Source organism: Kineococcus terrestris (assembly GCF_041020755.1).
Taxonomy (GTDB): domain Bacteria; phylum Actinomycetota; class Actinomycetes; order Actinomycetales; family Kineococcaceae; genus Kineococcus; species Kineococcus terrestris.
Genome location: NZ_JBEUEI010000004.1, coordinates 162,499 through 173,211 on the forward strand (window position 1 = coordinate 162,499; position 10,713 = coordinate 173,211).

The 10,713-nt window shown below is 78.0% G+C and carries 8 protein-coding genes; 5 read left to right on the plus strand and 3 right to left on the minus strand.

The annotated features are described in order from the left end of the window. Positions 1-27 precede the first annotated feature (27 nt). Positions 28-2,736: a putative bifunctional diguanylate cyclase/phosphodiesterase gene (locus AB8M62_RS04490; protein ID WP_369068763.1), complete on the plus strand. Its 2,709-nt coding sequence runs from the start codon at positions 28-30 to the stop codon at positions 2,734-2,736. A 131-nt stretch (positions 2,737-2,867) separates the two neighbouring features. Then, positions 2,868-5,552, plus strand: a complete 2,685-nt coding sequence (secA, locus tag AB8M62_RS04495) for a preprotein translocase subunit SecA (RefSeq protein ID WP_369055061.1) — start codon at positions 2,868-2,870, stop codon at positions 5,550-5,552. Between the two features lie 75 nt (positions 5,553-5,627). Here secA and AB8M62_RS04500 read toward each other — a convergent pair whose 3' ends face one another. Both AB8M62_RS04500 and AB8M62_RS04505 read right to left on the minus strand, forming a co-directional pair. Continuing rightward, entirely contained in the window at positions 5,628-6,200 is a 573-nt protein-coding gene (locus AB8M62_RS04500; RefSeq protein WP_369055059.1) for an Rv3235 family protein, read from the minus strand. 74 nt (positions 6,201-6,274) lie between these two features. Continuing rightward, the gene (locus AB8M62_RS04505; protein WP_369068764.1) at positions 6,275-7,084 is read right to left on the minus strand and encodes a LysM peptidoglycan-binding domain-containing protein; all 810 of its coding nucleotides are present in this window, start codon (positions 7,082-7,084) and stop codon (positions 6,275-6,277) included. Between the two features lie 183 nt (positions 7,085-7,267). Between AB8M62_RS04505 and AB8M62_RS04510 the strand changes: the two genes are divergently transcribed. Next, complete coding sequence (locus AB8M62_RS04510; protein ID WP_369068765.1) at positions 7,268-7,831, plus strand: hypothetical protein; 564 nt, start codon at positions 7,268-7,270, stop codon at positions 7,829-7,831. A gap of 21 nt (positions 7,832-7,852) precedes the next feature. On the opposite strand, the gene AB8M62_RS04515 is transcribed toward AB8M62_RS04510, so the two are convergent. After that, positions 7,853-8,068 carry a helix-turn-helix domain-containing protein gene (locus AB8M62_RS04515; protein ID WP_369068766.1) on the minus strand — a complete coding sequence of 72 codons (216 nt, stop codon included), beginning with the start codon at positions 8,066-8,068 and terminating at the stop codon, positions 7,853-7,855. A 294-nt stretch (positions 8,069-8,362) separates the two neighbouring features. Between AB8M62_RS04515 and AB8M62_RS04520 the strand changes: the two genes are divergently transcribed. Both AB8M62_RS04520 and AB8M62_RS04525 read left to right on the plus strand, forming a co-directional pair. Next, positions 8,363-9,064, plus strand: a complete 702-nt coding sequence (locus AB8M62_RS04520) for a hypothetical protein (RefSeq protein WP_369068767.1) — start codon at positions 8,363-8,365, stop codon at positions 9,062-9,064. Beyond that, positions 9,061-10,365: a CpaE/TadZ family protein gene (locus tag AB8M62_RS04525; RefSeq protein WP_369068768.1), complete on the plus strand. Its 1,305-nt coding sequence runs from the start codon at positions 9,061-9,063 to the stop codon at positions 10,363-10,365. Before AB8M62_RS04520 ends, AB8M62_RS04525 begins: the two co-directional genes overlap by 4 nt. Positions 10,366-10,713: the final 348 nt, after the last annotated feature.

Sequence of the window (10,713 nt, forward strand, 5' to 3'; positions counted from 1 at the left end):
GGGCCCCGCCGTCCCGAGGAACGGCGGGTGGACGTCTCCGCGGTGACACCCGACGGTCTCGAGCAGGCCGCTGCGCTGCTGGAGCACGTCCTCGACCACCTGGGGGAGGCGACCACCGAGCGCGAGGTGCTGGTGCGCGCCGCCGGCCTGCTCGCCGACCTCGCCGACGCCGACGTCGCCGCGGTGTGCGAGGGCGGGCACGTGCACGCCGGGGTGGGCCTGGGCGCGGGCGGCGCGGGCGGCGCGGCCGGCGACCCGCAGCGCGGGCTGGCGCGCGTGGTGCGCGACCGCGGCGGGTCCTTCGCGGTGCCGGGGCTGGGCCGGGTGCGCGCGGAGGTCGTCGCCGTCCCGGACCTGGCGCTGCACCTGGTCGTCGGGCGGGCGGAGGGTTCGCCGGGCGGTCGCGCCCGCGACCTGACGGTGGCCGCGATGGTGGCGCGGGCCGCCTCGCTGGTGGTGCTGGGCAGGCACGGCCGCGAGCGCGAGCGCTGGCAGCAGCAGCAGGACGAGCGGGGCGCCGCGGAGCTGCACCGCCTGCAGCAGGCGCTGCGCCAGCGCGAGCAGGTCCTGACCACCTCGGTGCGCTTCCAGCGGGCCGTCTCCAGCCGCCGTCCGCTGCCCGAGCTGCTGGTGCAGCTGGCCAGGAGCTCCTCGCAGCTGCTGGACGGGCGCGCCGTGACGCTGGTGCTGGCCGACCCGCGCGCCGGCATGCAGCTGCGGGTGGTCGCCGCCGTGGGCTCCCCGGCGCTGGCGGAGGGGGCCGCGCTCGCCGCCGCGGGCGGTCTGGGCGGGTTCGGCCTGTCCGTGGGCGGGCACGGCGCGCCCGCGGCCGCCGCCGTGCACGTCAACGGCCGCGGGGTGGGCGCGCTCGTGGCCGCCGCCGACGACCCGCTGGACGCGGTCGCGGCGACGGTGCTGCGCGCCTTCGCCGAGCACGCCAGCACCGCGCTCAGCCACGCCGACACGGTGCGCGCGGCCGAGCAGGCCGCGAACGACCCGCTGACGGGGCTGCCGACGCGCGCCGCGCTGCTGCGCCGCCTGGAGGTGGCGCTGGCGGCCCGGGCCACCGACGGCCTGGGCGCCGCGGTCCTGTTCCTGGACCTGGACGGGTTCCAGGCCGTCAAGGACTCCCTCGGGCACGCCGCCGGTGACGCGGTGCTGCAGCGCGCGGCCGCCCGGCTGCGCCGCTGCCTGCGCGGCGACGACGTGGCGGCCCGCCTGGGCGCGGCCGAGTTCGCCGTCGTGGTGCGCGACGAGGACCCCCTGCGGGCCGCGCTGCGGGTGGCGCAGCGGGCGCGCGGGAGCCTGCTGGAGCCGTGGGAGCTGGACGGGCGCGCCGTGCGGGTCGGCTGCAGCGTGGGCGTGGCGGTCGCCGACGGCGAGGTGGGCGCCGCGGAGCTGCTGCGCCGCGCGGACAGCGCCGTGCTCAGCGCCCGCGACGGCGCCGACCCCGCCGCGGGCGGGGAGGGTGACGCGGGGCCGGACGCGGACGCGGCCGGGGGCGTGGCCGTCTGGAGCGCCCGCCTGGCCGACGCCGACGCCCTGCGCCGGGAGCTGGAGTCCGACCTGGCCGGCGCGGTGGAGCGCGGGGAGTTCGAGCTGGCCTACCAGCCCGTGGTGCGGCTGGCCGACGGCGCCGTGGTGGGGGCCGAGGCGCTGCTGCGCTGGCGGCACCCGGCGCGGGGGCTGCTGGACGCCGCGACGTTCCTGGCCGGCGCCGAGCGCTCGCCGGCGGCGGACCGGCTGTGGCGCTGGGTGCTGCACCGCGCGTGCGAGGACGCGGCGCGCTGGTGCCGGCGCGCGCCCGGCTTCCGGGTGTCGGTGAACCTGTCGGCGGCGCACGCCCTGTCGCGCTCGGCGGCCGAGGACGTGCGCGCGGCGGTGGTGGCGGCGGGGCTGGACCCGGCGGCCCTGGTGCTGGAGCTGCCGGCCGCGCTCGTGCCCGTCCTGGCCGGTGGCGCGGGCGGCGCCGCCGAGGGCGCCGCGGCCGGTGACGACGACCTGCTGCGCGCGCGCCTGCACCGCCTGCGCCAGACGGGCGCGTGCCTGGTCGTGGACGGGGTGGGCGCCGCGGTGAGCGCCGGGCGGCCCGGGGCGGTGCTGGGCGGAGCGGTGCTGGGCGGGGGGGTGCTGGGCGAGGGGGCGCTGGCGCCCCTGCGCACCCTGCCGCTGGACGGGGTGAAGCTCGACCGCTCGCTGGTGGCGGCCCTGGCCGGTGAGCGCGCGCAGGAGGTGGCGCCGGCGGTGGGGGCGCTGGTGCGCCTGGCGAGCGCGCTGGGCCTGCGGGTCGGCGCCGCTGGCGTGGAGCGGGCCGACCAGGCGGGTGCGCTGCGGGAGCTGGGGTGCTCGCAGGCCCAGGGGCACCTGCTCGGGGTGCCCGCGCCGGCGGCCGAGCTCGCGCTGGTGTCGGCCGCGGAGGCCGCCGGGTCGGTGGCGGCCGCCCTGGAGGCGGGCTTCGCGCGCGCCGGGGACGACGCGGCCGGCGCCGGGGACGACGCGGCCGGCGCCGGGGACGACGCGGCCGGCGCCGGGGACGACGCGGCCGGCGCCGGGGACGACGCGGCCGGGGACGAGGGGGACGCGGCCCGGCCCTTCGACGAGGGCGAGGTGGCCGAGGACGAGGGGGGCGTGGCCGCAGCCCCGCCCGGGCCGCCGCCCGGGGCGCCGCCCGCCCCCGCGCCGGTGCGGGCGGTGCGCCCGGCGGAGCTGCGCCGTCTGCTGGGGGCGCAGCGCTGATCCGCCGGTGGCGGCGGGCGCGCCGGCCGCCGCGCTGACCGATGACCCTCCATGACCGCCGAGTCACGCACCGCGACGGCGTTCGTCCCGTCGGTGCTCTGCGCGGCGGGCCGCGCGACTACAGTGGCGTCGTGCCTGCCATCGTCGAGAAGGTCCTGCGCGCGGGCGAGGGCCGCGTCGTCAAGCGTCTGCACCGCATCGCCGGGCAGGTGAACGCGCTCGAGGACGACTTCCGCGCGATGTCCGACGCGGAGCTGCGCGGCGAGACCGACCGCTTCAAGGAGCGCCTGGCCGCCGGGGAGACGCTCGACGCGCTCCTGCCGGAGGCGTTCGCGGTCGTGCGCGAGGCGTCCCGGCGCACGCTGGGCCAGCGCCACTTCGACGTGCAGCTGATGGGCGGCGCGGCGCTGCACCAGGGCAACATCGCCGAGATGCGCACCGGCGAGGGCAAGACCCTCGTGGCGACGCTGCCGGCGTACCTCAACGCCCTGACGGGCGAGGGCGTGCACGTCATCACGGTCAACGACTTCCTCGCCGAGTACCAGAGCGACCTGATGGGCCGCGTCTACCGCTTCCTGGGCCTGACCAGCTCCTGCATCCTGTCCCGGATGCGCCCGGACGAGCGGCGCCAGGCGTACGCGGCCGACATCACCTACGGCACGAACAACGAGTTCGGCTTCGACTACCTGCGCGACAACATGGCGTGGTCGACGGCCGAGATGGTCCAGCGCGGCCACCACTTCGCCGTCATCGACGAGGTGGACTCCATCCTCATCGACGAGGCCCGCACGCCGCTGATCATCTCCGGCCCGGCCGACCAGCCGACGAAGTGGTACACGGAGTTCGCCAAGATCGCCCGGCGCCTCACCAAGGACGTCGACTACGAGGTCGACGAGAAGAAGCGCACCGTGGGCGTGACGGAGTCGGGCATCGAGAAGGTCGAGGACCTGCTCGGCATCGACAACCTCTACGAGTCGGTGAACACCCCGCTGGTCGGCTTCCTGAACAACGCCGTCAAGGTCAAGGAGCTGTTCAAGCGCGACAAGGACTACGTCGTCTCGCCCAAGGGCGAGGTCCTCATCGTCGACGAGCACACCGGGCGCATCCTCGCCGGCCGCCGCTACAACGAGGGGATGCACCAGGCCATCGAGGCCAAGGAGGGCGTCCCGATCCAGAACGAGAACCAGACGCTCGCGACGATCACGCTGCAGAACTTCTTCCGCATGTACGACAAGCTGTCCGGGATGACCGGCACGGCCATGACGGAGGCCGCGGAGTTCCAGTCCACGTACCAGCTGGGCGTCGTGCCGATCCCGACGAACCGCGAGATGGTCCGCAAGGACCAGCCCGACCTCGTCTACAAGACCGAGACCGCCAAGTTCAACGCGGTCGTCGAGGACATCGTGGAGCACCACGCGACGGGCCAGCCGGTGCTGGTGGGCACGACGAGCGTGGAGAAGAGCGAGTACCTGTCGAAGCTGCTGGAGAAGGCCGGCGTCGAGCACACCGTCCTGAACGCCAAGCAGCACGAGCGCGAGGCCGCGATCGTCGCGCAGGCCGGCCGCCGCGGCGCGGTCACCGTCGCCACGAACATGGCCGGCCGCGGCACGGACATCATGCTGGGCGGCAACGCGGAGTTCCTCGCCGTGCAGGCGATGAAGGACCGCGGCCTGGACGCGGACGAGGACCCGGAGGCCTACGAGGCGGCCTGGCCGGAGGTGCTGGAGCAGGCCGAGGCGTCGGTGCGCGCCGAGCACGACGAGGTCCGCGACCTCGGCGGGCTGTACGTGCTGGGCACCGAGCGGCACGAGTCGCGGCGCATCGACAACCAGCTGCGCGGGCGCTCGGGCCGCCAGGGCGACCCGGGCGAGTCGCGGTTCTACCTGTCGCTGACCGACGACCTCATGCGCCTGTTCAACGCGGCGCTGGTGGAGACCTTCCTGACCCGCACGGGCATCCCCGAGGACGTCCCCATCGAGTCGAAGATGGTCTCGCGGGCCATCCAGAGCGCCCAGGGCCAGGTCGAGGCCCGCAACTTCGAGATCCGCAAGAACGTCCTGAAGTACGACGACGTCCTGAACCGCCAGCGCGCGGTCATCTACGCCGAGCGCCGCAAGGTGCTCGAGGGCGAGGACCTGCACGAGCAGGTCCGCCACTTCATCGACGACACCGTCGCCGCCTACGTCACCGAGGCCGCCGCGGAGGGCTTCGGCGAGGACTGGGACCTGGAGTCGCTCTGGGAGGCGGTCCGCTCGCTGTACCCGGTGTCGGTGACGATCGAGGAGGTCGTGGAGGCCGCCGGCGGCCGCGGCAACCTCACCGTCGAGCGCCTGGTCGAGGAGCTGCGCGGTGACGCGCAGGCCTGCTACGACGCCCGCGAGGAGCAGCTGGGCGCCGAGGTCGTGCGCGACCTGGAGCGGCGCGTGGTCCTGTCCGTGCTGGACCGCAAGTGGCGCGAGCACCTGTACGAGATGGACTACCTGCAGGAGGGCATCGGGCTGCGCGCGATGGCGCAGCGCGACCCGCTGGTGGAGTACCAGCGCGAGGGCTACCAGCTGTTCCTGGCGATGACCGACGCCATCAAGGAGGAGTCGGTCGGCTACCTGTTCAGCCTGCAGGTGCAGCCCGCGGCCGGTGCCGCGGCGGTGACCGGGCAGGCCGCGCAGCAGTTCGCCCAGCCGGCGCACCAGCAGCTGCAGTACACGGCGCCCACGGCCGAGGGCGACGTCGAGGTCCACGCCGGCGACGAGTCGAGCACGGACGCCGCGGTGGGCAACCGCGCCCAGCGCCGCGCCGCGGAGCGCGAGCGCGGCTGAGCGCTCCCGGCCGTGCAGGACGCGGCGGCGCGCGACCCGGCCGCGGTGCCCCTCGGGGCGCCGCGGCCGCTCGCGTCACAGCTCCAGCGCGGTGACCCGCCAGCGGGTGCCGGTGGCCTCCAGGCGCAGCGCGACCGCGCGGTGCCGCTCGCCGTCGCGGACGACGGCGCAGGCCTCGACGACGTCGTCGAGGGGCCGGCTGACGAGGACCCGCACCACCACGGGCGGCCGGGCGGGCACGGCCCGGCGCGGGGTGCCCGCACGCGCGGGCGCGCGGGTGGCGGTCTGGGCGACGAGGACGGCCCGGCGCTGCACGTAGGCGTAGACGTCGGCCGAGCAGGCCCGCAGGAGCTGCTGCGGCGGGCGCCGCGCGGCGAGCACCTCGAACAGCACGTGCACGTAGCGCCGGGTCCAGTCGGTGGGCTCGGGCAGTTCGGCCGGCACCGGCCGGCCCGCCGCGTCGGGCACCTCGAGGGGCAGGACCCCCTGCCCGTCGCTGACGTGCCCGAAGACCGAGCGCACCTCGCCCGGCTGGCCGACGAGCGGCGGTGCCGCCAGCGGCACCGGCCGGCGCAGCAGGCGCGGGCGCGCCGGCGACGGCAGGACGGGGGCGGGTGCGAGCGGTGCGGTCGCGAGCGCGGTGGGCACGGCGGTCTCCTGGGTGACGGGGTGGGCGAGGGCGGCGGGGGCGGCCGGCGGGCCGGTGCGGTGGTGGGCCGGGGTCAGCCCAGGCGCAGCACCTGGCCGGGCAGCAGGCGGTCGGGGTCGGCGCCGACGACGTCGGTGTTGAGGACGTGCAGCCGGTGGGCCTCGGCGAGGACGTCGGCGGCCTCGGCGTCGGGCCCCAGGCGGTCGGCGGCCAGGGACCAGAGCGTGTCGCCGCGCTGGACGACGTGCTCGGCCCCCTGGCCGGCCCCCTGACCGGCCGGTGCGGGGGCGCGCAGCGCGCCGGGCAGGTCGACGGGCACGGCCCGCGCCGGGGCCCACCCTGCGTCGGGCACGCCGGCCCGCGCCGCCGTGAGCACCTCGGGCACCGTGGCGTTCAGCACCGTCCCGCCCGGCTGTCCCGCTCCGGCGAGCGCCGGAGCGGTGGCGGCGACGGCCCACCCGGCGTCGGGAGTGCGCGGGGCGGCGGAAGCGGCGGCCGACCCGGACCCGACGGCCAGGCCGACGAGGAGCGCCACGACGCGGGCGACGGGCCGGGCGGCCTCCCGGGAGGTGCGTCGCCGGCCGTGGCGCAGGGCGCGCAGCTCGCCGACCGCGGCACCGGCGACCGACGCGGTCAGCAGCGCCAGCACGAGCGAGCCGGCCAGCGCGGCCGCGGCCAGCAGCAGGTCCTCGCCGCTGCGGGCCGGTCCGGCGGCGGCCGCGAGAGCGGGTCGTGCCACTAGCAGCAGGGCGGTGGCGCCGGCCGGCGGCAGGGCCGTGAGCACGGCCCCGGTCGCGGCGGCCGCGACGAGCCGCACCGCGGACGGCCGCTGCCCGGCGAGCGCCCGGGACGAGCGGGCCGGGCGGGACGGAGCGGTGGGCACGATCTCTCCTCTTCGGCGCACGACGGCCCTCGACGGAGCCAGTGGGTGCCGGATGGTGTCGTTTGATGTCGTTCGGAGTCGATGTGTAGCGCTCGGCGCTCGCTCCACGCCACGGTGCGCGGGCCTCTCCGCCCGATCGGGCGCACGCGCGTGACAGCCGGTGATCGGCCGTAGCGTGGGACCGTGCGCTGGGACGAGCTCTTCGCGGACCTGTCCGGGCGCGCGGCGCAGGCGGAGCGGGAGGACCTGGAGGCGGAGGTCGCCGACCGGGCCCTGCGCGACGCCGCGGAGGTCGGCTGGACCCAGCGCGTCCTGGCCAGCCGGGGCGAGGTGGCGCTGCAGCTGCGCGACGGCAGCTGGCTCGAGGGCCCGTGCCTGGACGCGGGGGACGACTGGGTGCTCCTGCGCGCGGCGACCCCGGGCGCGGGGACGCCGCCGCGGCAGGTCCTGGTGCCCGCGGCGGCGGTCGCGCTGGCGCGGGGGGTCGAGCGCTTCTCCCTGCCGACGGCGGGGGCCGGCGGGCGCCCGCGCCCGCTGCTGCTGGCGGTGCGGGCGCTGCTGGGGCCCGAGCCGGTGCTGGTGCGCACCTTCGCGCAGGACGTGCGCGGGTGCGTGGCGCGGGTGGGCCGCGACCACCTCGACGTCAGCGGCGGGCCGCCGGGGGTGGTCCCGCCGGGCGGTGCGCGCGGCGCGGTGACGACGGTGCCGTTCGCCGCGCTCCTCAGCGTCGAGGAGCTGCCGGGCTGAGCCGGGTGGTGGGCCGCCGGGTCAGCGGGCGGTGTGGTGGTGCCCGGTCTCGCGGGCCGTCTGCTCGTACATGCGCGCGATGAAGGCCTCGAGGACCGACTCCTCGACCCGCCACTGGCCGCGCCCGCCCACCTTGATGGCCGGCAGGTCGCCGCTGCGCACGAGGGCGTAGGCCTGCGCGGAGGAGATCGCCAGCATCTCGGCGACGTCCGCCAGGGGCAGGAAGCGGGCTGTCACGGACGACCTCCCGGTCTCTCGGGGCGCGCTGCGGGGGCAGGGCGTGGCGGGGTGGTGCGGAACGGTGCGGCGCCGGTGCTCCCGCTGCGGGGCTGGCGCCCGCATCCTTCCACGGCGACCGGGCCCGCGGTTGGGCCGTCCGGGTGCCCTGTGGACGACGGACGGGGAGCTCGCGCCGTGGACCCCACCATCGTGACGGCCGGGTCCCCGGCACCCCGGGGTCCGGTCGGGCCCCCCGAGCTGGAGGTCCCCCGTGCCCCGTCCCCGTCCCCGATCCGGTCCCCGGGTGCCCTCGTGAGCGCGCCGGCCGGGCACGCGGTCCCGGTGGCGCCCTGGGCTCCCGCCGGCCGGGCGCGCCGGCTCGCGCCGCCGTCCTGGCGCGATCCCCGCCTGCTGGTCGGTGTCGCCCTGGTGCTCGGCTCGGTCGTCCTGGGCGGCCGCGCGGTCGCCGAGGCGCGCGGCACCGAGGCCGTCTGGGCGCTCGCCCGCCCGGTGGGCGCGGGGACCGCGCTGACCGCGGAGGACCTGCGGGCCGTGCAGGTGCGCCTGGACCCGGCGACGGCGGACGCGTACGTGGCGGCGGAGCAGCGCCTGGCGCCGGGCGTGGTCGCGCTGCGGGGGCTGGGGACCGGGGAGCTGCTGCCCCGCGCCGCCCTCGGCGGCGGTGCCGACGTGAGCGGGCGCGTGGTCGCCCTGCCGCTGGACGCGGTGCCCGACGAGGAGGTCGTCGAGGGCGGCCGGGTGGACGTGTGGGTCACCTGGCCCGCCGACCCGGCCGAGCGCGGTGCGCTGCCCGAGCCGGAGCTGCTCGCCGAGGCCGCCGACGTGGCCGGGGTGCGCCCGCTCACCGGCGGGCTCGGGGCGGCGCGCGTGGCCGAGGTGCGGGTGCTGCTGGGCCCGGCGGTGCTGCCGCGCGCGCTGCAGGCCCTGGCCGTGGACGCCGAGGTCGCCCTCGTGCCGGTGCCCGGTGCCGCCGCGGCGGGGGTGGGCCGGTGACGACGGGCGTGCTGCTGGCGGTGCCCGGGCCCGGCGAGGCCGCGCTGGCCGCCGCGTGGAGCGGGGCGCGGCGCGACCTGGTGGTCACCCGCCGCTGCGCCGACCTGGCGGAGGTCCTCGCGGCCGCGGCCGCCGGGCTGGGCCGGGCCGTCGTGCTGGGCGACGACCTGCCGGGCGCGGACGGCGAGACCGTGGCGGCCCTGCGCGAGCACGGCGTCGCGCTCCTGGTGCTCGTGCCGGACGGCACCGCGGGCGAGGCCGCGCAGCGGCGCTGGGCGCAGCGGGGGGCGCAGCACGTCGCGCGCGCGTCGGAGGGTCCGGAGGCGCTCGCGCGCCGGGTGCTGACGGCCGTGGCCGCGGTCGGCGGCGACGGTGACGGCGGGGTGCGGACCGGGGCGCCGGAGGTGGTGCCGGAGGCGGCCGCCGTCCCGGCGTGGTCCGGCGGGCCCACCGGCGCCCCGGTCGGCGCGCGGGGCAGGTCCGTGGCGGTGTGGGGACCCGTCGGCTCGGCGGGTCGCACGACCCTCGCGGTCAACCTGGCGGCCGAGCTGGCCGCCGCCGGGTCCCGCTCGCTGCTGGTGGACCTGGACGTGCGCGGGGCCAGCGCCGCCCAGTTGCTGGGGGTGCTGGACGACGCGCCGGGTCTGCTGGCGGCCGTGCGCGCCGCGACCGCCGGTCGGCTGGACGCGGCGGCGCTGACGGCCCTGGCGCCGGAGGTGCTCCCGGGCGCGGCCCTCCTGAGCGGCTCGGCGGACCCGTGGCGCCGGGCGGAGGTGCGTCCCGCGGCGCTGCGCCGGGTGCTGGACGTCGCCGCGGTGTGCGCGGACTGGGTGGTGCTGGACCTGCCGGCGGGGCTGGAGGAGGACGAGGGTCGCGACACCGCTCTCCTGCAGGTCCTGGAGGCGGTGGACGTGCTGCTCGTCGTGGGTGCGGCCGACCCGGTCGGCCTGCAGCGCTGGGTGCGGACGTGGCAGCGCCTGGGGGACCTCTGCCCGTCGACGCCGGCGGTCCCCGTGGTGGGGAGGGTGCGCGCCGCCGCGGCCGGCAGCGACCCGGAGCGCGCGGTGCGCCGGACGCTGCGGCGGTTCGCCGGCGCGGAGGACGTCGTCCTGCTGCCGGAGGACGACGCCGCCGACCGGGCGGCCCTCGCCGGACGCAGCCTGGTCGAGGCCGCGCCGCGCAGCCCGCTGCGCCGGGCGGTCCGGACGCTGGCGGACCGGCTGGACGCCCACGTGGGGTCGCGCGCCGCCGAGGAGGAGGAGCCGACACACGGATTTGACCCGCTGCTGACCTCTGGTTAACGTAGTCGTCACACCCCGCCGGGGAGGAACGGACGCGCAAGCGGCCGGTCCCCGCGAGAGGTGACCGGATCCCCGACGAGATCAGCCCGCGAGGGCGCTTCAGTGCGCTCCTCGCCAGCCGATGGAGATCGAGTGTCCGGGCCGGCCCGCGGGTCGGTTAGGATGGAAGGACCAAGCCCCCGAGCCTTGACCGCCACAGTGCGGTCGGGTCGAGAGCGCCTGGTTCTTGAGAACTCAACAGTGTGCCAAGTGTTGATGCCAATGTTGTAACCCCTGTGGCCATCTTCGTGCGTTGTGTGCGTGTGGTGGTCGTGGGTTTTCCTTTGGTGTTGTCCTCCATTCTCCTCG